Consider the following 21,228-nt stretch of genomic DNA (forward strand, 5'->3'; position numbering starts at 1 on the left):
GTCAGGCCGCGGGCGCTGCGAGGCGCGGGCGCAGCCAGCCGGCGAGGCCGCCGAGCAGCGTCCAGAACACGAAGCTCACCGCCACGCTCGCCACCACGAAATTGTGGTGCAGAGCCTCCGGAATCGCCGTCTCGAAGCTCTCGGGTTGCGGCGCGCCGATCAGCTGGGGCGCGACGATGAGCGCGACGCCGGTCAATGCGAGCAGGGGCGAGCGGCCGAAGGCGAGGAGCGCGAGACCGCCGGCGGTCGCGGCTGCCGTGCCCACCCACCAGATCTGGCGGGCGGCGAGGTCGCCGGCGGGCATGGCGGGCAACTCGGGAGGCAGGCCGAGCCCCGGCGCCAGAGTGAAGACGGCAAAGCCCGCCAGCCCCCAGATCACGCCCTGATGCCAGTTCTGCAACCCGCCGGCGATCTCGCTCGCCGCCACCAGCAGCAGCGCGAAGCCGAAGCCGGTGAGCACGGTGAACAGCAGCGTGAGGCCGTTGCGCTCCAGCCCGTCGGCCGGTGCCCAGGCCTCGTCGTCATGCTCGTGCGCAGCCGATTCCTGCGCGCCGGCCGTATGCGCGGCGGCATCCGCATGGGAATGCGCGGGCGCGGCGGCTTCCGCCTGCTCGAAGGTCTCGGCCTTGAGGATCAGCGGGACGGTGGTGAGGAGATGGAGGGCGGCGCCCACCAGCCCGGTGCCGATACCGGCAAGCGCGGCGACGAACAGAATCGTCCTGAAAAGCGACATGGAGGTTCCCCCGGCACGGTCAGTGGCAGGGGAAGGCGTTGGCGTGCCGCACGTCATGCGTCGCGTTGTGCATGGCGCTGACATGGGAGAACCCCACGCCGCCGAGCACGACCACGCCGATGAGGGCCGCGAAGGTGATGGCCACCGCGCGGGCGGCGAGCGAATCGTGAGCAGCGGCCAGATTCTGGCCGTTCCGGGTCGTCATGACAGTCTCCTTTGGCCCTCCACCCGAGGGCCGTTGCGGTTTCCGTCGCCGGCCGGTCTCCTGGCTCGCGGGTCGCGGCCCGGCCTCCGCCTTCCCGGCGCGGGCGCCAGTGGCTGATGGAGGAGGGCTCGCCGCTCACAGTTGCGGGGGCAGCCGCGGATTCGGCGGATCTCTCCGCCCCACCGCGTTCCCGTCTTGCGTCCCGTGCGTCTCACGGGAACCGACGACGCTCGCGACTATAGCCGCCAATCGCCTCGCCGCAATGGTCCGGCAAAGCGGGATGGGGGCGGGCGTGCGGTTTGACATTCCCTGCGGACGCTCCTTAAGTGGCCTCGACCATCGGTTCTCTCTTTCCGGAGAGGGACGAAAAGGGAATGCGGTGCGGAGCGGGCCTTCAGGCGGCGTGTTCCAATTCCGCGGCTGCCCCCGCAACTGTAAGCGGCGAGCCCGTCTCCATCAGCCACTGGCCTCGTGCCGGGAAGGCGGAGACCGGGCCGTGACCCGCGAGCCAGGAGACCTGCCGACGGTTCGGTCTTGTCCGCCGGCGGGGTGCCCGGCAGCAGGCAGAGCGGCGCTCCACCGGCGCGGCTTCGCGCGGAATTCCGTTCCGCGACCGGCGCATCCCATGAACCTCTTGGGCTTTCGTGGAGACGCCGCATGTCCGCCGCCGCAACCAGTTCGACCGTTCTTTCGCGAGTGCCGTGCACCATCGTCACCGGTTTTCTCGGATCGGGTAAGACCACGCTCATCCGCCATGTGCTGGAAAATGCGCGGGGCAAGCGCCTCGCGGTCATCGTCAACGAGTTCGGCGATGTCGGCATCGACGGCGAGATCCTGAAGGGCTGCGGCATCGATACCTGCCCGGAGGAGAACATCGTCGAGCTGGCCAATGGCTGCATCTGCTGCACCGTGGCGGATGATTTCGTGCCCGCGCTCGATGCCATTCTCGCGCTGGAGCCGAAGGTCGACCATATCCTCATCGAGACCTCGGGCCTTGCCCTGCCCAAGCCGCTGGTGCAGGCCTTCCACTGGCCGGCGATCCGGAGCCGCGTGACGGTGGACGGCGTCGTCGCCGTGGTGGACGGGGAGGCGCTGGCCTCGGGCCGGGTTGCCCACGATCATGACGCGCTGGCCGAACAGCGTGCGGCCGATGCCTCGCTCGACCATGACGACCCGATCGAGGAAGTGTTCGACGACCAGATCGCCTGCGCCGATCTCGTCATCCTCACCAAGGGCGACCTCATCGACGCAGCCGGCGAGGCCCGCGCCCGCGCCGCGCTCGACGCCGAGCTGCCGCGGGGCGTGCGCGTGGTGCCGGTGACGGGCGGGGTGATCGATCCGGCGATCCTCATGGGCCTCGGGGTGGGCACCGAGGACGATATCGAGAACCGCCGCACCCATCACGACGATGAGGCCGACCACGACCACGACGACTTCGACAGCTTCATCGTCGAGGTGCCGGAAATCGCCGACCCCGCCGAATTCGCCACCCGCATCGCCCGCGCGGCCGAGGAGGCGGACGTGCTGCGGGTGAAGGGCTTCCTGCCGGTTGCCGACAAGCCGATGCGGCTTCTGGTGCAGGCGGTCGGCCCGCGCGTGGCGCATCATTATGACCGGGCATGGGGCGCGGAGCCGCGCCGCGGCCGGCTGGTGGCGATCGGTCTCAAGGGGCTGGACCGCGCGAAGGTGGAGGCGATCCTCGCCGGAGCCTTGGCGGCCGCATGAGCCAACCCGTGATCCCGAACGGCCGACAGGCCGATCCGGGATCGCCCGCCCGATCGCGAATGGCAGCGGTTCCCGACTCTGCCCGCCGCTTCGGCCGGGATGACGATTACAGGAGCGCCGACGCCGCATGCACATTCTCACCACCACTTCCTCCAGCCTCGACGACCTCGTCGAGCCGGTCGATCTCGGCCAGACGCCGGGCGAGGTGGTGGTGCTGTCCTTCACCGACAGCGATCTGGTGGGGCTGGCCTCGGCGCGGGCACATGCGGAGGCGGAGCAACGGGCGGAGGGCACTGGCCGCGAGGGACTGCCGAGCCTGCGTCTCGTGAACCTGCGGGATCTACGGCACCCGATGTCGGTCGATCTGTGGATCGACCGCAGCGCGGTGCAGGCGCGCGTCATCGTTGTCCGCCTGCTCGGCGGGCTCGACTGGTGGCGCTACGGCGTGGAGCGGCTGGCGGATGTGGCGCGCGCGCGGGGCATCCGCCTCGCCTTGCTGCCGGGCGAGGACCGCGACGACCCGCGCCTTGCCGCCGCCTCGACCCTGCCGGGCGAGGAACTGGACGCGCTGCTCGGCTATTTCCGCGCCGGTGGCCCGGCGAACCTGCGCGCGCTGCTGCGACGGCTGGCCCGGCATGCGGGGCACGCCCTCGACGCCCCCCCGCCGCAGCCGGTGCCGTTGGCGGGATTTTATGAATGGGCGGGTGAAGCCCCTTCGCGGCCGTTTCGCACCGCTTCCCCCTCACCCCGTCCTCTCCCCGAGGCGGAGAGGGCTTTCGCGAATCGGGCCGCCTTCTCCACTCCCTCTCCCTTGGGAAAGAGGATGGAATATTCCGGCGCTGGCTCTGCCGAAGCCCTCTCCCCAGCGGGGCGAGGGGTGGGTGAGGGCGAACCCGCTCGCCCCGCCATTCCCGTCATCTTTTACCGCTCCATGTGGCTGGCGGGGGATACCGCGCCGGTCGAGGCGCTGTGCGCCGCGCTGGCCGCGCGCGGGCTCGCGCCGCACCCGATCTTCGTCGCCTCGCTGCGTGAGCCGGCCTCCGTCGCCTTCCTGCGCGCCGCGCTGGTGGAGATGAACCCGGCGGCCATCGTCACGCTCACCGCCTTCGCCGCCGCCGATCCGGGCGAGGAGACCGTGCTCGACGCGCCCGGCGTGCCGGTGCTGCAGGCCATCCTTGCCACCACGCCGCGCGCGGCCTGGGCGGAGGGCGTGCGCGGGCTGGTGAGCGCGGATCTCGCCATGCATGTGGTGCTGCCCGAGCTTGACGGGCGTGTGCTGGCCGGCGCGCTCTCCTTCAAGGCGCCGGCCGACGTCGCCGTTGTGCCGGGCTTCACCGCGCTGGTCAACCGGCCCGAGCCCGACCGGGTGGAGCAGGTGGCCGACCGGGTGGCCGCGCTGGTCCGGCTGCAGGCCATGCCGCGTGGCGCCCGTCGCATCGCCGTGCTCATGCCGGAATATGCTGGCGCGCCCGGCCGCACCGGCTGGGCGGTGGGGCTCGACGTGCCGGCGAGCGTTCTGGCGCTGATGGCGGACCTCAGCACGGCGGGCTATCGCGTGGAGGGCGCCCCGGGGAATGAGCGGGCGCTGCTGGACGCGGTGCAGGGAAGGCTCTCTCTCCCCGGCGGGGAGAGGGATGGGGTGAGGGGCGCTCTCCGCACCACACCGGCCATCCCCGTCACCCAGCCCTCTCCCTACGGAGGAGAGGGCTTTGCCGACGATCAGGCTCTCTCCCTCACCGATTACCGCGCCCATCTGGCGACGCTGCCGCTCGCTTCCGTTGCGGCTGTTCATGCGGCGTGGGGGGAGCCGGAGGACGATCCGGACCTCTTCGCGGACGCCTTCCGCTTCCGCGCGGCCCGCTTCGGCCACCTCACCGTTGCCATCGCGCCCGATCGCGGCGCACGCGCCGAGCGGCGGGCGCAATATCATGACCCGGCGCTGCCGCCGCGCCATGGGCTGCTCGCCTTCGGCCTGTGGCTGCGGCGCGAGGCGGAGGCGCTGGTGCATATGGGCGCGCATGGCACGCTGGAATGGCTGCCGGGAAAGCATGTGGCGCTTGCACGCGGCTGTTTCCCCGAACTGGTGCTGGGCAGCCTGCCGGTGGCCTATCCCTTCATCGTCTCCAATCCCGGCGAGGCGGCGCAGGCCAAGCGCCGCATCGCCGCCGTCACGCTCGGCCACCTGCCGCCGCCCACGCTGGAGGCCGGGCTGACTGGCGAGGGGCGCGAGCTGGAGCGGCTGGTCGATGAATATGCGCAGGCCGACGGGCTCGACCGCCGCCGCCGCGAGCGGCTGGCGCGGCTGATCGTGGAGGAGACCACCCGCACCGGCTTTGCCCGTGACGCCGGGCTCTCCACGGATGCGACGGCGGACGAGGCGCTGAAGCAGATCGACGCCTTTCTGTGCGACATCAAGGAGATGCGCCTCAAGGACGGCTTCCATGTCTATGGTCGCGGCCCGTGCGGAGCGGCGGAACGGGGCGGGCTGCTCGCCGCGCTGGACGGGCGACGCGTGGCGGCGGGCCCGGCCGGGGCGCCGGGGCGCGGGCGTACCGATGTGATGCCGACCGGGCGCAACCTGTTCGCCAGCGATCCGCGCGCCCTGCCGACGGCGACCGCGATGGATCTCGGCCGGCTGGCGGCCGAGGAAGTGCTGCGCGCCTATGCGCAGGCGCATGGCGACTGGCCGCGCGCACTGGTGCTGGATCTGTGGGGCAGCGCCACGCTGCGCACCGGCGGCGAGGAGATGGCGCAAGGGCTGGCGCTGATCGGCGCGCGCCCGCTCTGGGACCCCGCCACCGGCCGGGTGACGGGGGTCGAGGTGCTGCCGACCGCTGTGCTGGGGCGCCCGCGTGTCGACGTCACGTTCCGCATTTCCGGGCTGTTCCGCGACCTGTTCCCCGCGCAGATCGCGCTGCTCGACGCCGCGCTGCGGGCGGTGGCGCGGCGCGAGGAGACGGCGGACGAGAACCCCTTGCGCGCGCATGGCGAGGGCGCGCCGCGCATCTTCGGCAGTGCGCCGGGCGCCTATGGCGCGGGGCTCGACCGGGCCGGCGAGGGCATCGCGCCCGAGGCTCTGGGCGAGGCCTATCTCGCCAGCGCCTCGCACGCCTATGGCGGTGCGGAAGGTTCGGCGTTTGAGGCCGGCGCGGCCTTCGCGGCGCGGGTGGCGGCGGCGGACCTGCTGGTGCACGGCGCCGATGATCCCGGCCGCGACCTGCTGGAAGGCGATGCCGACCTCGCCTTCATCGGCGGTTTCGCGGCGGCGGCCGAACGGTTGGGGCGCATGCCCGATCTGGTCGTGCTCGATACGTCCGATCCCGCCCGCCCCATCGCCCGCCCGCTCGGCCAGGCCATCGCCCGCCTCGTGCGCGGGCGCACCAACCCGCACTATATCGCGGGGCTGATGCGGCACGGTCCGCGCGGGGCGGCCGAGATCGCCGAGACCGTGGACCGGCTGATCGGCTTCGCGGAAGCCACCCGCGTGGTGCCCGGCGCACTCATCGACGCGCTGCATGAAGCCTATGTCGGCGACGAGAGCGTGCGCGATTTCCTGCGCGCCGCCTCGCCGGAGGCCGCGCGCTTCGTTGCCGCCCGTTTCGAGCGGGCGCGGCTGAACGGCCTCTGGCATCCCCGCCGCAACGATATCGGCGCGGATCTCGCCACCCTTTCCGGGGAGGCGGCGGAATGAGCGCGGCACATCTTCGGCGCGGGGCCTGCCCGACGCTGCCCCGGCCGATGCCGACCGGCGACGGGTTGCTGGCGCGGATCCCGCCGGTGGAACCAGTGTCGGTGGACCAGTTGGAAGGGCTGGCGCGCCTCGCCGCCACGCTCGGCAACGGCATCCTTGAGGTGACGGCGCGCGGAAAATTGCAGCTGCGTGGTTTGACCGAGGCGAGCGCGCAGAGGCTTCCGGCGGCAGTGGCGGGGCTGGGCATCGAGGTGCCCACCGGCTTTCCCGTCGAGACGAGCGCGCTGGCCGGGCTCGATCCCGCCGAGCGGGCCGATCCGCGCCCGCTCGCCCGCGCCCTCACGGAGCGGGCGGCGGGGCTGGTGGCGCGCCTCGCGCCCAAGGTCTCGCTGGTGGTCGACGGCGGCGGGGCGCTCCACGCGGGCGCGCTCACGGCGGATATCGCGCTGGCGGCCGACGCGAATCAGCTCTGGCGTGTGGTTCTGGCGGGGCGGACGGTCGGGCGCGTTGCGCAGGCGGATGCCGGGCGGCTGGTGATGCATCTCATGGAGCGCCTCGCCGCGCACGGGCCCGCCGCCCGCATGGGCGACCTGATGGCGGGGGAGGTCGGCGGCTCGGGTGTTTTCAGTCTCGATTTCGGCCTCGATTTCGGCCTCGAGGCCCTGCCGGCCCCGCCGGGCGAGGAGGCGACACGGCCGGGTGCCGAGCCGGTGGGGCGACATGTATTGACGGACGGCACCGTGGCGCTGGGCCTCGGCCTCGCCTTCGGGCAGGTGCGCGCGGAGACGCTGGCGGCGCTGGCGGCGCTGGCGCGGGGCGCCCGAGTGCGCCATGTCGAGCCGGCGGCGGGGCGGGCGCTGCTGCTGGTCGGGCTCGCGCCCGAGGCGGCGGAGCGGCTGGAACGCGGCGCGGCGGCGCTGGGCTTCATCACCGATCCGGCCGATCCGCGCCGGCGCGTCTTCGCCTGCGCCGGGCGGCCCGCCTGCGCCTCCGCCCGGCTGGAAACGCATGTGCTGGCAGCGCAGATGGCCCCGCTCCTGGCGCGCGGCACGCTGCATGTGTCGGGCTGCGTCAAGGGCTGCGCGCATCCCCGTGTGGCGACGCTCACCATCGTGGGGCTGGACGAAGGGGCGGGTCTCGTGGTCGAAGGCACGCCGCGCGACATTCTCGCGGCGACCTTGCCGGTGCGCATCGTGCCCGTGGCGCAGCTGCGGGACGCGGTGCCGGACGGCCTGCGGAAGGCGAATACGTGAGGAAGGCGGCTGCACGATGAAGGATCTGGCCTGAGTGTCCATCCCGTTCGACTATGTGCGCGACGGCACGGCGATTTATGAGCGCTCCTTCGCCATCATCCGCGCGGAGGCCGATCTCGGCCGCTTCACGCCCGATGAGGCGGATGTGGCGGTGCGGATGATCCATGCCTGCGGGCTGGTGGAAGCCGCCTTCGCCATCGATTTCGCGCCCGATCTGGTGCGCGCGGCGCGCGGCGCGCTCAAGGCCGGCGCGCCGATCCTGTGCGATGCGCAGATGGTGGCGCACGGCATCACCCGCGCGCGGCTGCCGGCGGGCAACGAGGTGATCTGCACCCTGCGCGACCCTTCCGTGCCGGGCCTTGCCGAACGGCTCGGCACCACGCGCTCGGCCGCGGCGCTGGAATTGTGGCGCGAGACCATGGGCGGCGCGGTCATTGCCATCGGCAACGCGCCGACCGCGCTGTTCCGGCTTCTGGAAATGATCGATGCCGGCGCGCCGAGGCCGGCGGCGATCCTGGGCATTCCGGTCGGCTTCGTCGGCGCGGCGGAATCCAAGGATGCGCTCGCCGCCGGCGACCATGGCGTGCCATGGCTGGTGGTGCGCGGGCGGCTCGGCGGCTCGGCCATGACGGCGGCGGCGGTGAACGCGCTGGCGAGGCCGGGCCTATGACGGGACCCTCCTGCGGCCGGCTGATCGGCGTCGGCGTCGGGCCGGGCGATCCGGAACTCCTGACGCTGAAGGCGGTGCGCGCGCTCGGCGCGGCGGATGTCGTCGCCTATTTCTCCAAGCTCGGCAATGGCAGCCATGCCCGGGCCATAGCCCATGCCCATTTCCGTCCCGGCATTCACGAATTGCCGCTCGGCTATCCCGTGACCACGGAAATGCCGAAGGACGAGGCGCCCTATCGCACGGCGATCGCCGCGTTCTACGATGCCTCGGCGGCCCGTGTCGCCGCCCATCTCGATGCCGGGCGCACGGTGGCGGTGCTGTCGGAGGGCGACCCGCTCTTCTATGGTTCCTACATGCATCTGCATGTGCGCCTCGCCGAGCGCTACCCCACGCAGGTCATTGCCGGCGTCACCGGCATGTCGGGCTGCTGGTCGCAGGCCGGCGCGCCGATCGCGCAGGGCGACGATGTGCTGAGCGTGCTGCCGGGCACGCTGCCCGAGGCCGAGCTGGCGCGCCGGCTGGCGGAGGCGGATGCGGCGGTCATCATGAAGGTCGGGCGCAACCTGCCGAAGATCCGGCGGGCGCTCGAAGCCTCCGGCCGGCTGGAACGCGCGCTCTATGTGGAGCGCGGCACGATGACGGGCAGCCTGTGCGAGCGGCTGGCGACGCGGGGCGAGGCACCAGCGCCCTATTTCGCCATCGTGCTGGTGCCGGGATGGAGAGAGCGGGCATGATCGGCAACCTGACGGGCGGCAATCCCACGGACGGGAAACCGATGGCCGGAAAGATCGCCCCCGGAAAAATCGCCGTCGTCGGCCTCGGCCCGGGCGAGGCGCGCTTCCTGACCCCGCAGGCCAGCGCCGCTCTGGAGGAGGCCGAGGCGCTCTATGGCTACATGCCCTATCTGGAGCGTGTACCGGTGCGCGAAGGCCAGCAGCGTTTCGCCTCGGATAATCGCGAGGAACTGGCGCGGGCCGGCGCCGCGCTCGCCCACGCCGCCGCCGGCGCCCGGGTGGCGATGGTCTCGGGCGGCGATCCCGGCGTGTTCGCCATGGCGGCGGCGGTGATCGAGGCGATCGAGACGGGGCCGGCCGAATGGCGCGCGCTCGACCTCACCATCGTGCCGGGCATCACCGCGATGCTGGCGGTGGCGGCGCGGGCGGGGGCGCCGCTCGGGCATGATTTCTGCGCCGTCTCGCTCTCCGACAATCTGAAGCCGTGGGAGGTCATCGAGACGCGGCTGCGCCTCGCCGCGCAGGCGGGCTTCGCCATGGCCTTCTACAATCCGGTGTCGAAGGCTCGCCCGCACCAGCTCGACCGGGCGTTCGACGTCCTGCGCGAGGAACTCGCCGGCACCGTGCCGGTGATCTTCGGCCGTGCGGTGGGGCGGCCGGACGAGCGCATGCGGCTGGTGCCGCTGGCCAATGCGCGCGGCCACATGGCGGACATGGCGACCTGCATCATCGTCGGCTCGCCGGAGACACGCATGGTCGAGCGCCCCGGCCTGCCGGCGCTGGTCTACACGCCGCGCCGGGCCGGGGATGCGTGATGGGGCCGCCGCTCGCGTCAGGCGTTCTCCCGCGCGATCCGCGCCAGCCACGCCATGGCCGCCGCGATGCTCGCCACCGTCGCGACGTCGGGGCGGGCGGGCCGGGCGACCATGATCACCTCGATGCCCAGCGCGCGGGCGGCGGCGATCTTGCCATAGGTCGCCGCGCCGCCGCTATTCTTGGAGAGGATGGCGTCGATACGGTTGTCCACCAGCAGGGCCCGTTCCCCGGCTTCCTCGAACGGGCCTCGCGCCTCGATATAGCGGGCAAACGCCAGCGCCAGCGGCGGCTCGATGGCATCGATGCTGCGCACGAGATAATCATGTTGCGGCGCGGCTTCCAGCGCGTGCACCTCATTGCGCCCGAGCGTCACCAGCACGCGGCGGGGACGCGCGCCCAGCTTGCCGACAGCCTCGGGAATATCGCTCGCCGCGGTCCAGATGTCGCCGGCGCGGCGCTCCCATGCCGGGCGCACCAGGGCGAGCAGCGGCACGCCGGCGCGGCGGGCGGCCTCCGCGGCATTGCGCGAGATGATGGCGGCGAAGGGATGGGTGGCGTCGACCAGCGCGTCGATGCGTTCTGCCTTCAGGTGCTCGACAAGCCCCTCGACACCGCCGAATCCGCCCGAGCGCAGCGGCAGGGGCTGACCGTGCGGGTTGCGCGTGCGCCCGGCAAGCGACAGGCTGGCGTCATAGCCTCCCTGCGCGGCAATCGTCGCCGCCAGTTCGCGGGCTTCCAACGTGCCGCCGAGGATGAGCAGGCGCGGGGCGCCGGCCTCCCGGCCGGGAGAAGGCGGGTTCATGTCGCAGGCTGAATCCATCGCGCCGGAATCGGCGACACCACAGGGCGCGTCCCTGGATACTTCTTCGGTGGCCCCGTTGGGAACGCGCCGCGACGATGCCCCGGAAGCGCGCTGGTTGTCCATTGTCGGCATCGGCGAAGACGGTCTCGCCGGTCTCTCCCCTGCCGCGCGTGCCGCCATCGAGGCGGCCGATATCGTGTTCGGCGGCGCGCGTCATCTGGCGCTGGCGGGCGCGGCGGTGAGGGGGCGGGGCGAGCCGTGGCCGACGCCGTTCGAGCGCGGGCTGCATTCGGTGCTGGCGCGGCGCGGTCAACGCGTCTGCGTGCTCGCCTCCGGCGATCCGTTCCTTCATGGCGTCGGCGCCACGCTGGCGCGGCACGTATCGGCGCAGGAGATGCGGGTATTTCCCGCGCCGTCCTCGTTCAGTCTCGCGGCCGCCCGGCTCGGCTGGGCGCTGGGGGAGGTGGCGTGCCTCACCGTGCATGGGCGGGACCTCGCCCTGATTCGCGCGCATCTCCATCCCGGCCGCCGCCTTCTGGTGCTGACCTCCGATGCCGATGGGCCCGGCGCCATCGCGCGCCTGCTGGTGGAGGGCGGCTTCGGCGGCTCAACGCTGCATGTGGGCGAAGCGCTGGGCGGGCCGCGCGAGCGGCTGCGCAGCACCGTCGCCGGCGACTTCGCGCTCGCCGATGTCGATCCGCTCAACCTCGTCGGCATCGCGGTGGAGGCGGACGACGGCGCGTGCGTCATTCCCCGCGCGCCAGGCCTGCCGGACGCCTGGTTCGAGAATGACGGCCAGCTGACCAAGCGCGAGATCCGCGCGGTCACGCTGTCCGCGCTCGCCCCGCGCCGGGGCGAGCTCTTGTGGGATATCGGCGCGGGGGCGGGGTCGGTCGCCATCGAATGGATGCTGGCGGATCCCTCGCTCGCCGCCATCGCCATCGAGGAGCGGGCGGACCGCGCGGCGCGCATCCGTCGCAATGCCCATGCGCTCGGCGTGCCGGGGCTCCAGCTGGTGGAAGGGCGCGCGCCCGCGTCGCTGGCCGGCCTGCCGGCGCCGGATGCGATCTTCATCGGTGGCGGGGCGGGCGACGCCGGTGTCATGGAAGCGGCGCTCGCGTGCCTGAAGCCCGGCGGGCGGCTGGTGGTCAACGCGGTGACGCTGGAGACCGAGGCCGTGCTGCTGGCGCAGCATGCCGCGCGCGGGGGCGACCTCGTTCGCCTGTCGCTCGCCCGCGCCGCGCCGGTGGGCGGGCTCTCCGGCTGGCGTGCCGCCATGCCGGTAACGCAATGGAGCTGGGTGAAGCCCCGGAGCTGGGTGAAGCCCGGGAGCTGGGTGAAGCCCGGTGTGCCGGGTGAAGCCGTGAAGGGAACGCCCGCATGATCGTCGCCGGGGTCGGCAGCCGTCGCGGCGTGACGGCGGAGGAAGTCTGCGCCGCCGTGCGCGGGGCGCTGGCGCGCCATCAGGTGAAGCTGAGCGAGGTTTCGCTGATGGCGACGCCGGCGATGAAGGGCAGCGAGGCCGGCATCCTGAAGGCGGCGCTCGATCTCGGCCTTTTGCTGGTCATGGTGCCGCAGGCGCAGCTGGAGGCGGCCGGCGCGCGCGCGGTCACCCGCTCCGAGCGGGTGGTGGCGCTGATGGGCCTGCCCTCGGTGGCGGAGGCCGCGGCGCTGGCGGTGGCCGGGCGACGCTCCACGCTGATCGGCCCGCGCTTCGTGCTGGGGCCGGTGACCTGCGCGCTGGCACGGGAAGCGCAGCCGGGAGGCGAGGTGGCGTGACGGTTCATTTCATCGGCGCGGGACCCGGCGCGGCGGACCTGATGACGCTGCGCGGGCGCGACCTCATCAGCCGTTGTCCCGTCTGCCTCTATGCCGGTTCCATCGTGCCGCCGGAGGTGCTCGCCTGGTGCCCGCCGGGTGCGCGCATCGTCGATACGGCGCCGCTGTCGCTGGACGAGATCGAGGCGGAATATGTGGCGGCCGATGCCGCCGGGCAGGACGTGGCGCGGCTGCACTCGGGCGACCTGTCCATCTATTCCGCGGTGGCCGAGCAGGTCCGCCGGCTGGAGCGGGCCGGCATTGCCTATACGCTCACCCCCGGCGTTCCGGCCTTCGCCGCCGCCAGCGCGGTGCTGGGGCGCGAATTGACCGTGCCGGGGCTGGCGCAGAGCGTGGTGCTCACGCGCGTTTCGGGCCGCGCCTCCGCCATGCCGGAGGGCGAGACGCTCAGGGCTTTCGGGGCGACGGGGGCGACGCTCGCGATCCATCTCGCCATCCATGCGCTGGATCAGGTGGTGGCCGATCTCACCCCGCTCTACGGTGCCGATTGCCCCGTGGCGGTGGTGGTGGAGGCGACGCGCCCGAGCGAGCGTGTGATGCGCGGAACGCTCGGGGAAATCCTCGCTCTGGTCGCGGCCGAGCCGGTGGAGCGCACCGCGCTCATTCTGGTGGGGCGGGCACTGGCGGCCGCGCAGTTTCGCGAGAGCGCGCTGTACGATGCCGCCTATCAGCGCCGCTTCCGGGGGCGGGAATGAGCGCGCGCGGCCTCATCATCGCCGCCCCGCGCTCCGGCTCGGGCAAGACCACGCTGACGCTGGGCGTGACCGCGGCGCTGGCGCGGCGCGGGCTCCGGGTGCGGGCGGCCAAGTCCGGGCCGGATTATATCGACCCCGCCTTCCACGCCGCCGCGACGGGCCGGCCGGGGCTCAACCTTGACAGTTTCGCCATGCCGCCCGCCCTCGTCGACGCGCTGGCGGGGGAGGCGGCGGCGGGCGCCGATCTCGTCATCATCGAAGCCTCGATGGGCCTGTTCGACGGCATATCCGGCGAGCCCGGGCGCAGCGGCGCGGCGGCCGACCTCGCCGCCCGGCTCGCGCTGCCGGTGGTGCTGGTATTGGACATTTCCGGCCAGTCGCAATCGGCGGCGGCTGTGGTGCGGGGGTTTGCCACGCATGACCCGGCCGTGCGCATCGCCGGCGTGGTGCTCAACAAGGTGGCGAGCGAGCGCCACCGGCTGCAGGCGAGCGAGGCGATCGCGGCGCTGGGTATCCAGATATTGGGCAGCCTGCCGCGCGATGCCTCGACCAGCCTGCCCGAGCGACATCTCGGCCTCGTGCAGGCCGGCGAACATGCCGAACTGAAGGCGCATCTGGCACGCCTCGCCGCGCTTGCCGAGGCGCATGTCGATCTCGACGCGCTGGTCGCGCTGGCCGCGCCGTTCGCAGCGCAGGACGACGTTTTCCCGCCCATCGCCCCGCCATCCATCGCCCTGCCGCCGCCGGGCCAGCGCATCGCGCTGGCGCAGGACGTGGCGTTTTCCTTCGCCTATGAGCATCTCATCGCGGGCTGGCGGCGGGCGGGGGCGCAGATCCTGCCCTTCTCGCCGCTGACCGATGAAGCGCCGGATCCGAGCTGCGATGCGTGCTGGCTGCCGGGCGGCTATCCCGAGCTTCACGGCGGTCGGCTGGCGGCGGCCACGACCTTTCTCGCCGGCGTGCGGTGTGTCGCGCAAACCCGCCCGGTGCATGGCGAATGCGGGGGCTTCATGGTGCTGGGCCAGTCGATCGAGGATGCCGAGGGGGTGCGCCACCCGATGCTCGGCCTGCTCGGCCACGCCACCAGCTTTGCCCGGCGCCGGCTCAATCTGGGCTACCGCCGGGCGGTGACGCTGGCGGCTTCCCCGCTCGGCCCGGAAGGTATGCGGCTGCGCGGCCACGAGTTCCATTATGCCAGCGTCACATCGCCGGGCGAAGATGCGCCGCTTGTCGCGCTGAGCGACGGGCAGGGCAGGGAGATGGGGCCGGCGGGCGCGCGTCGCGGCCTGGTCTCGGGTACCTTCTTTCACGCCATTGCCCGCGAGTGAGCGGGCGGGGCGCGAGTGTGAGCGTGAGCGTGAGTGTGAACTGGAGTGGGTCATGAATGGGTTGCGGCGTCTCCTTATTCTGGGTGCCGGGCTGATCGGGGCGGTCGGTGTCGCCGCCGCGGCGGCCGGCGCGCATGTGAACGCCGACCCCAACCTGACCACCGCGGCCTATTTCCTCATGCTCGGCGCTGCGGGCGCGACGGGCGCGGCGGCGCTGGCGGCCGCGCGGGGGCCGCACCTGTCCTTCGCCGATGCGGGCGGGTCGGTGATCGCGCTCGGGGCGGCGCTGTTCGGCGGCGCACTGGCGGCGCGAGCCCTTTGGGGCATCATCATTTTTCCTATGGCCGCCCCGATCGGTGGCACTATGCTGATCTTCGGGTGGCTGGTGCTGGGGCTTGCCGCCTTCGAGCGGGGCGGCCGTTCGGCCTGAGTTGGCCAAAAGGTTGCATGACTACAGACGGCACCGCTTCTCCGGCAGGGACGGAGGCGGGAGGCCGCAACGGGAGCAGAGCTGGATGTCAGTCGAGGTCGAAGACAAGATGCTGGAAAAGCCGGAGGCCACCCCCCGCCCCGCCGTTGCTGCCATGGGGGACGACGTCGCCAAGTTTCGCGCGGCGGTGATCTCCAAGCTCACCTATGCCGTGGGCAAAAATCCGGCTGCCGCGAGCGACCGCGACTGGTTTCTCGCCACCGCCTTTGCCACGCGCGACCGGATCGTCGATCGCTGGATCACGTCCACCCGTCAGACCTATTCGGAAGGCCGCAAGCGGGTCTATTACCTCTCGCTGGAATTTCTCATCGGCCGCCTGCTGTTCGATGCGCTGACCAATATCGAGATGCTGGAAACCGCCCGCTCCGCGCTGGGCGATCTCGGCGTCGATCTCGATCGGCTGCGGCAGGTGGAGCCGGACGCGGCGCTGGGCAATGGCGGCCTCGGCCGTCTGGCCGCCTGTTTCATGGACAGCATGGCGACGCTCTCCGTCGCCGCCTACGGCTACGGCATCCGTTACGAGAACGGCCTGTTCCGCCAGCGGATCAAGAATGGCTGGCAGCAGGAATTTCCCGAGGACTGGCTGTCCTTCGGCAATCCGTGGGAGTTCGAGCGGCCCGAGGTCTATTACGATGTCGGCTTCGGCGGCTCGGTCGAGGCGGTCGCGGTCGGCAGCGACCGTAAGAAGCAGGTCTGGCACCCCAGCGAGACGGTCGAGGCGGTGGCGTATGATACGCCGATCGTCGGCTGGCGCGGGCGCCATGTGAATACGCTGCGCCTGTGGTCGGCGCGTGCCGCCGATCCGCTCCGGCTGGACACCTTCAACCAGGGCGACCATGTCGGCGCGCTGGTCGACCAGGTGAAGGCCGAGGCCATTTCCAAGGTGCTCTACCCGAGCGACGCGACCCCGGCGGGCCAGGAATTGCGGCTGCGGCAGGAATATTTCTTCACCGCCGCCTCGCTGCGCGACCTGATCCGCCGCCATGTCGACAGCTTCGGCGATATCCGCTCGCTGCCCGACAAGGTGGCCATCCAGCTCAACGACACGCACCCTTCCATCGCGGTCGCCGAGCTGATGCGCACCCTTGTCGACGAGAACGATATCGAGTGGGACGAGGCGTTCGACATCACGGTGCGCACCATCTCCTACACCAACCACACGCTGCTTCCGGAGGCGCTGGAGACCTGGCCGGTGCCGCTGATGGAGCGCGTGCTGCCCCGCCACATGCAGATCATCTATCTGCTCAACGCCAAGCATCTGGAGCGGGTTCGCGCCGAGTTCCCCGGCGACGACGCGTTGCTCTCCTCCGTCTCGCTGATCCAGGAGGATCACGGCCGGCGCGTGCGCATGGGCAACCTCGCCTTCCTCGGCTCGCATTCCATCAACGGCGTCGCCGCGCTGCATAGCGAGCTGATGAAGACCACGGTATTCAAGGACTTCTACCGGCTGTTCCCCGACCGGATGAACAACAAGACCAACGGCATCACCTTCCGCCGCTGGCTTTACCAGTCCAATCCCGGCCTCACCAACCTGCTGGTGGACGTGTGCGGCCCGGCCGTGCTGGACGACCCGGCCAATCTCCAGAAACTGGCTGAAAATGCCGGCGACAGCGCGCTGCACGACCGGCTGGCGGCGGTGCGGCGGCAGAACAAGGTCGCGCTGGCGCGCCTCATCCGCGACCGGCTGGACATCAAGGTCAATCCCGGCGCGCTGTTCGACGTGCAGATCAAGCGCATCCACGAATATAAGCGCCAGCTGCTCAACGTGCTGGAGACCATTGCGCTCTACGAATCGATGCGCTCCAACCCGGCGAAGAACTGGGCGCCGCGGGTGAAGATCTTCTCCGGCAAGGCGGCGGCCAGCTATCATATGGCCAAGCTGATCATCAAGCTGGCCAATGACGTGGCGAAGATCGTGAACGACGACCCCACCGTGCGCGACCTGCTCAAGGTGGTGTTCCTGCCGAACTACAACGTCTCGCTGGCCGAGGTGATCATTCCCGCGGCGGATCTCTCCGAGCAGATCTCCACCGCCGGCATGGAAGCCTCGGGCACCGGCAATATGAAGATGGCGCTCAACGGCGCGCTCACCATCGGCACGCTGGACGGCGCCAATGTGGAGATCAAGGAGCATGTCGGCGACGACAACATCTTCATCTTCGGCCTGACCGCCCAGGAGGTGGAGGAGCGCCGCGCGGCGGGAATCGACGAATACGGCACCATCCAGCGCTCGCCGCTGCTCGCGGAAGTGCTGGACGCGGTCGAATCGGGCGTGTTCTCGCCCGACGAGCCGGACCGCTTCAAGCCGCTGGTCGATGCGCTGCGCCACCATGACTATTTCCTGGTGACGACCGACTTCGATGCCTACTGGGAGGCCCAGCGCAAGGTGGACCAGCGCTGGAACGCGCGCGCGCAGTGGTGGACGTCGAGCGCGATCAACACCGCCAACATGGGCTGGTTCTCGTCCGATCGCACCATCACCGAATACGCTACCGACATCTGGAACGTGCCGGTCCGGCCGGTCCGTTGAACCCGACGGGCCGCCCGGCATGCCCCCGGGCGGCCTTCCCGCGTTGCCTGACCGTGGTTGAGTGAACGCCGATTGTGGACTTCTGGTCGACGGTAAAGGAACCTTCACGGCGCGTGGGTTTTGATGGTGGCCACCTTGAAGGTGGCGGCTCGGCGCAGAGGGTTGGTGACATGTGTGAGTGGCAGGCGCCCGATCGTGAGGTCGAGCAACTGGTCGAAGGCCGTCATCCCGACCCGTTTGCGTTGCTGGGGCCGCATGAGGCGGCGGAGGGGCTGGTCATCCGCGCCTTCGTGCCGCATGCCGCCACGCTGGAGGCGATCGAGGCCGATGGCCGCGTGATCGTCGAGCTTGCGCGGCGCGACGATGCGGGCTTCTTCGAAGGGCTGGTGCCCGGCCGCCCGGCATGGGCGCGCTATCGGCTGCGCGCCGGCAATCTCGGCGGCACCTGGATACTGGACGATCCCTATTCCTTCGGCCCGGTGCTGGGGCCGATGGACGATTACCTTCTGGTCGAGGGCACGCACAGGGCGCTCTACGAGCGGCTCGGCGCGCATCCCTGCACGCATGAGGGCGTGGAGGGCGTGCGCTTCGCGGTGTGGGCGCCGAATGCCTCGCGCGTCTCGGTGGTGGGTGATTTCAACCAGTGGGACGGGCGCCGCCACCAGATGCGCAAGCGCATCGACAGTGGCCTGTGGGAGATCTTCGCGCCGGCCGTGGGCGAGGGGAGCATCTACAAATACGAGATCGTCGCTGCCGACGGCCGACTGCTGCCGCTGAAGGCGGATCCGTTCGGCTTTCGCGGCGAGTTCCGCCCGGCCACCGGCTCCGTGGTGGCGCGGACCGACACCTTCGAATGGAACGACGCCGCGCATATCGCCGTGCGCAGCCAGGGCGCGGCGCGCGAGAAGCCGATGTCCATCTACGAGGTGCATCTGGGCTCATGGCGGCGCGGGGAGGGCAACCGCTTCCTCACCTATGACGAACTTGCCGATCAACTCATCGGCTATGTCGCGTGGATGGGCTTCACCCATATCGAACTGCTGCCCATCTCCGAACATCCGCTCGACGCTTCCTGGGGCTACCAGCCGATCGGCCTGTTCGCGCCGACCAGCCGGTTCGGCGAGCCCGCCGGTTTCGCCCGCTTCGTCGATCGCGCGCATCAGGCCGGCCTGTCGGTGATCCTCGACTGGGTGCCGGCGCATTTCCCCACCGACATTCACGGTCTCGCGCATTTCGATGGCGGCCCGCTCTATGAGCATGCCGACCCGCGGCGCGGTTTTCATCCGGACTGGAATACGGCGATCTACGACTTCGGCCGGCGCGAAGTGGCGAATATGCTGATCGCCAACGCGCTCTTTTGGCTCGACCGATTCCACATTGATGGGCTGAGGGTCGATGCGGTGGCCTCGATGCTCTATCTCGACTATTCGCGCCGCGATGGCGAGTGGGCGCCGAACCCGGACGGCTCGAACGACAACAAGGACGCGGTCGCCTTCCTGCAGCGCGCAAACGAGACCATCTATGCCGAGCATCCCGGCACGGTGGTGATCGCCGAGGAATCCACCTCCTGGGCCGGGGTGTCGCAGCCCGTCTATGCCGGCGGCCTCGGCTTCGGCTTCAAGTGGAACATGGGCTGGATGCACGACACGCTCGACTATCTCTCGGTCTCGTCCGTGTACCGGCGCTGGCACCACGACCGCATCACCTTCGGGCTGGTCTATGCCTTCTCGGAGAACTTCGTGCTGCCGATCTCCCATGACGAGGTGGTGCACGGCAAGGGCACGGTGCTGACCCGCATGCCCGGCGACGACTGGCAGCGCTTCGCCACGGTGCGTGCCTATTACGCGATGATGTGGGCCTATCCCGGCAAGAAGCTCTTGTTCATGGGCCAGGAATTCGCCCAGCGCGGCGAGTGGAGCGAGGAGCGCTCGCTCGACTGGCATCTCATTGACATGGGCCCGCACCATCGCGGCACGCAGCTTCTGGTGCGCGAGATCAACCAGCTCTATCGCGACACCGTCGCGCTGCATGCCCGCGACTGCGACCCGGAAGGGTTCCGCTGGATCGTGGTGGACGACCGGGAGCAGTCGATCTTCGCCTGGCTGCGCACCGGCCGGGAGGGCGATGCGCCGGTGGTGATGATCGCCAATTTCACCCCGGTTCCGCGCCCGAACTACCGTCTCGGCCTGCCTCTGGCCGGCCGCTGGCGGGAAATGCTCAATACTGACGCCGAAATCTATGGCGGCTCGGGGATGGGCAATCTCGGGTCGGTGACGGCCGCCAACGCGCCTGCGCACGGCCTGCCGGCGAGTGCGGAGGTGACTTTGCCCCCGCTGGCAACGCTTTACTTCACATGGGAACCGGGCCCTGCAGAGCCGCCGCTCGCCAAGGCGCGCCGCACGGTCCGCAAGCAGACAAACTAGGGAGAGACGCCACATGGCACGGCCGACGGTCCAGAACGCCCCCCTCGCGCGAACGGCTATGGCCTATGTGCTGGCCGGTGGCCGCGGTAGCCGCCTCATGGAGCTGACGGATCGTCGCGCCAAGCCGGCGGTCTATTTCGGCGGCAAGTCGCGCATCATCGATTTCGCGCTCTCCAACGCCCTCAATTCCGGCATCCGCCGCATCGGGGTGGCGACGCAGTACCAGGCGCACAGCCTCATCCGCCATATGCAGCGCGGCTGGAACTTCTTCCGGCACGAGCGCAACGAGAGCTTCGACGTGCTGCCGGCCAGCCAGCGCGTCTCGGAAACCATGTGGTATCTTGGCACGGCCGACGCGGTGTTCCAGAACCTCGACATCGTGGAGGCCTATGACACCCGGCACATCATCATCCTGGCCGGAGACCACATCTACAAGCAAGACTACGAGATCATGCTGCAGGAGCATGTCGACAAGGGCGCCGACGTCACGGTCGGCTGCCTCGAAGTGCCGCGTCTGGAGGCCAGCGCCTTCGGCGTGATGCATGTCGACGCCAGCGACCGCATCATCTCCTTCCTCGAAAAGCCGAAGGACCCGCCCGCCATGCCCGGCCAGCCGGACAAGGCGCTGGCCTCGATGGGCATCTATATTTTCGAGACCAAGTTCCTGATCGACCAGCTGCGGCGCGACGCGGCGGACCCGCTCTCGACGCATGATTTCGGCAAGGACATCATTCCCTACCTCGTCAAGCACGGGAAGGCGCACGCGCATCACTTCGCCCGCTCCTGCGTGCGCTCCGACATGGAAACCGCGCCCTACTGGCGCGATGTCGGCACGGTGGACGCCTATTGGGAGGCGAATATCGACCTCACCGGCGTGGTGCCGGAGCTTGACCTGTATGATCGCGACTGGCCGATCTGGACCTATGCCGAGATCACCCCGCCGGCGAAATTCGTGCATGACGACGAGGGCCGGCGCGGGCAGGCCATTTCCTCGCTGGTCTCCGGCGGCTGCATCGTTTCCGGCTCCTCGCTGCGCCGCGCCCTGCTGTTCACCGGCGTGCGGGTGAATTCCTACGGGGCGATCGAGAACGGCGTCATCCTGCCCTATGTCGAGGTCGGTCGCGGGGCGCGGCTGAAGAACGTGGTGATCGATGCGCATGTGCGCATTCCCGAGGGGCTCGTGGTGGGCGAGGATCCCGAGGAGGATGCGCGGCGCTTTCGTCGGACTGACAAGGGAATCTGTCTCATTACGCAATCGATGATCAACCGGCTCGAACTCTAGCCCGACGCAGGT

The 21,228-nt window shown here is 70.6% G+C and carries 17 protein-coding genes and 2 riboswitches; of the genes, 14 read left to right on the forward strand and 3 right to left on the reverse strand.

Translation table 11 applies throughout. From position 1 onward, the window contains the following. Position 1: 1 nt before the first annotated feature. Complete coding sequence (locus QOZ99_RS18580) at positions 2–733, reverse strand: CbtA family protein (protein WP_306891490.1); 732 nt, start codon at positions 731–733, stop codon at positions 2–4. A gap of 19 nt (positions 734–752) precedes the next feature. Next, positions 753–938 (reverse strand): CbtB domain-containing protein, encoded by a 186-nt coding sequence (locus QOZ99_RS18585; protein ID WP_306891491.1) that lies wholly within the window; start codon positions 936–938, stop codon positions 753–755. Between the two features lie 33 nt (positions 939–971). Continuing rightward, positions 972–1,178, reverse strand: a riboswitch (cobalamin riboswitch). An 83-nt stretch (positions 1,179–1,261) separates the two neighbouring features. After that, positions 1,262–1,477: riboswitch (cobalamin riboswitch) on the forward strand. 118 nt (positions 1,478–1,595) lie between these two features. Between QOZ99_RS18585 and cobW the strand changes: the two genes are divergently transcribed. From cobW to QOZ99_RS18615, 6 genes are all read left to right on the forward strand, one after another. Continuing rightward, positions 1,596–2,663: a cobalamin biosynthesis protein CobW gene (cobW, locus tag QOZ99_RS18590; protein WP_306891492.1), complete on the forward strand. Its 1,068-nt coding sequence runs from the start codon at positions 1,596–1,598 to the stop codon at positions 2,661–2,663. 127 nt (positions 2,664–2,790) lie between these two features. Beyond that, entirely contained in the window at positions 2,791–6,354 is a 3,564-nt protein-coding gene (cobN, locus tag QOZ99_RS18595; RefSeq protein ID WP_306891493.1) for a cobaltochelatase subunit CobN, read from the forward strand. Next, the gene (gene cobG, locus QOZ99_RS18600; RefSeq protein WP_306891494.1) at positions 6,351–7,607 is read left to right on the forward strand and encodes a precorrin-3B synthase; all 1,257 of its coding nucleotides are present in this window, start codon (positions 6,351–6,353) and stop codon (positions 7,605–7,607) included. The genes cobN and cobG overlap by 4 nt, the downstream gene beginning before the upstream one ends. Before the next feature lie 34 nt (positions 7,608–7,641). Next, complete coding sequence (locus QOZ99_RS18605) at positions 7,642–8,277, forward strand: precorrin-8X methylmutase (RefSeq protein ID WP_370876890.1); 636 nt, start codon at positions 7,642–7,644, stop codon at positions 8,275–8,277. After that, positions 8,274–9,011 (forward strand): precorrin-2 C(20)-methyltransferase, encoded by a 738-nt coding sequence (locus QOZ99_RS18610; RefSeq protein WP_306891495.1) that lies wholly within the window; start codon positions 8,274–8,276, stop codon positions 9,009–9,011. The genes QOZ99_RS18605 and QOZ99_RS18610 overlap by 4 nt, the downstream gene beginning before the upstream one ends. Positions 9,012–9,052: 41 nt before the next feature. Then, positions 9,053–9,826: a precorrin-3B C(17)-methyltransferase gene (locus QOZ99_RS18615; RefSeq protein WP_306891537.1), complete on the forward strand. Its 774-nt coding sequence runs from the start codon at positions 9,053–9,055 to the stop codon at positions 9,824–9,826. Between the two features lie 17 nt (positions 9,827–9,843). Here QOZ99_RS18615 and QOZ99_RS18620 read toward each other — a convergent pair whose 3' ends face one another. Continuing rightward, a complete protein-coding gene (locus QOZ99_RS18620) occupies positions 9,844–10,629 on the reverse strand; it encodes a cobalt-precorrin-6A reductase (protein ID WP_306891496.1) in 786 nt (261 codons plus the stop codon). On the opposite strand from QOZ99_RS18620, the gene cbiE reads away from it, so the two are divergent. The 8 genes from cbiE (at position 10,628) to glgC (ending at position 21,216) form a co-directional block, all read left to right on the forward strand. Then, positions 10,628–12,013 carry a precorrin-6y C5,15-methyltransferase (decarboxylating) subunit CbiE gene (cbiE, locus tag QOZ99_RS18625; RefSeq protein WP_306891497.1) on the forward strand — a complete coding sequence of 462 codons (1,386 nt, stop codon included), beginning with the start codon at positions 10,628–10,630 and terminating at the stop codon, positions 12,011–12,013. The two genes, QOZ99_RS18620 and cbiE, sit on opposite strands and share 2 nt — an antisense overlap. Beyond that, on the forward strand, positions 12,010–12,408 hold the full coding sequence (locus QOZ99_RS18630; RefSeq protein ID WP_306891498.1) for a cobalamin biosynthesis protein: 399 nt from the start codon (positions 12,010–12,012) through the stop codon (positions 12,406–12,408). Before cbiE ends, QOZ99_RS18630 begins: the two co-directional genes overlap by 4 nt. Further along, positions 12,405–13,163, forward strand: a complete 759-nt coding sequence (cobM, locus tag QOZ99_RS18635) for a precorrin-4 C(11)-methyltransferase (protein WP_306891499.1) — start codon at positions 12,405–12,407, stop codon at positions 13,161–13,163. Before QOZ99_RS18630 ends, cobM begins: the two co-directional genes overlap by 4 nt. Continuing rightward, complete coding sequence (locus tag QOZ99_RS18640; protein ID WP_306891500.1) at positions 13,160–14,491, forward strand: cobyrinic acid a,c-diamide synthase CobB; 1,332 nt, start codon at positions 13,160–13,162, stop codon at positions 14,489–14,491. Before cobM ends, QOZ99_RS18640 begins: the two co-directional genes overlap by 4 nt. Positions 14,492–14,543: 52 nt before the next feature. Next, a complete protein-coding gene (locus QOZ99_RS18645; RefSeq protein WP_306891501.1) occupies positions 14,544–14,921 on the forward strand; it encodes a DUF423 domain-containing protein in 378 nt (125 codons plus the stop codon). 85 nt (positions 14,922–15,006) lie between these two features. Next, positions 15,007–17,511: a glycogen/starch/alpha-glucan phosphorylase gene (locus tag QOZ99_RS18650; RefSeq protein WP_306891502.1), complete on the forward strand. Its 2,505-nt coding sequence runs from the start codon at positions 15,007–15,009 to the stop codon at positions 17,509–17,511. 170 nt (positions 17,512–17,681) lie between these two features. Then, entirely contained in the window at positions 17,682–19,934 is a 2,253-nt protein-coding gene (gene glgB / locus QOZ99_RS18655; RefSeq protein ID WP_306891503.1) for a 1,4-alpha-glucan branching protein GlgB, read from the forward strand. A 13-nt stretch (positions 19,935–19,947) separates the two neighbouring features. Next, positions 19,948–21,216: a glucose-1-phosphate adenylyltransferase gene (gene glgC, locus QOZ99_RS18660; RefSeq protein WP_306891504.1), complete on the forward strand. Its 1,269-nt coding sequence runs from the start codon at positions 19,948–19,950 to the stop codon at positions 21,214–21,216. Positions 21,217–21,228 lie beyond the last annotated feature (12 nt).

This window comes from Ancylobacter amanitiformis, from assembly GCF_030814815.1.
GTDB classification, from domain to species: Bacteria; Pseudomonadota; Alphaproteobacteria; order Rhizobiales; family Xanthobacteraceae; genus Ancylobacter; species Ancylobacter amanitiformis.

What these genes read in the sequence shown, in the direction of transcription:
- QOZ99_RS18580 (WP_306891490.1), bottom strand. Translation starts at nt 733, where the DNA reads ATGTCGCTTTTCAGGACGATTCTGTTCGTCGCCGCGCTTGCCGGTATC.
- QOZ99_RS18585 (WP_306891491.1), bottom strand. Translation starts at nt 938, where the DNA reads ATGACGACCCGGAACGGCCAGAATCTGGCCGCTGCTCACGATTCGCTC.
- cobW (WP_306891492.1), top strand. Translation starts at nt 1,596, where the DNA reads ATGTCCGCCGCCGCAACCAGTTCGACCGTTCTTTCGCGAGTGCCGTGC.
- cobN (WP_306891493.1), top strand. Translation starts at nt 2,791, where the DNA reads ATGCACATTCTCACCACCACTTCCTCCAGCCTCGACGACCTCGTCGAG.
- cobG (WP_306891494.1), top strand. Translation starts at nt 6,351, where the DNA reads ATGAGCGCGGCACATCTTCGGCGCGGGGCCTGCCCGACGCTGCCCCGG.
- QOZ99_RS18610 (WP_306891495.1), top strand. Translation starts at nt 8,274, where the DNA reads ATGACGGGACCCTCCTGCGGCCGGCTGATCGGCGTCGGCGTCGGGCCG.
- QOZ99_RS18615 (WP_306891537.1), top strand. Translation starts at nt 9,053, where the DNA reads ATGGCCGGAAAGATCGCCCCCGGAAAAATCGCCGTCGTCGGCCTCGGC.
- cbiE (WP_306891497.1), top strand. Translation starts at nt 10,628, where the DNA reads ATGTCGCAGGCTGAATCCATCGCGCCGGAATCGGCGACACCACAGGGC.
- QOZ99_RS18620 (WP_306891496.1), bottom strand. Translation starts at nt 10,629, where the DNA reads ATGAACCCGCCTTCTCCCGGCCGGGAGGCCGGCGCCCCGCGCCTGCTC.
- QOZ99_RS18630 (WP_306891498.1), top strand. Translation starts at nt 12,010, where the DNA reads ATGATCGTCGCCGGGGTCGGCAGCCGTCGCGGCGTGACGGCGGAGGAA.
- QOZ99_RS18640 (WP_306891500.1), top strand. Translation starts at nt 13,160, where the DNA reads ATGAGCGCGCGCGGCCTCATCATCGCCGCCCCGCGCTCCGGCTCGGGC.
- QOZ99_RS18645 (WP_306891501.1), top strand. Translation starts at nt 14,544, where the DNA reads ATGAATGGGTTGCGGCGTCTCCTTATTCTGGGTGCCGGGCTGATCGGG.
- QOZ99_RS18650 (WP_306891502.1), top strand. Translation starts at nt 15,007, where the DNA reads ATGTCAGTCGAGGTCGAAGACAAGATGCTGGAAAAGCCGGAGGCCACC.
- glgB (WP_306891503.1), top strand. Translation starts at nt 17,682, where the DNA reads ATGTGTGAGTGGCAGGCGCCCGATCGTGAGGTCGAGCAACTGGTCGAA.
- glgC (WP_306891504.1), top strand. Translation starts at nt 19,948, where the DNA reads ATGGCACGGCCGACGGTCCAGAACGCCCCCCTCGCGCGAACGGCTATG.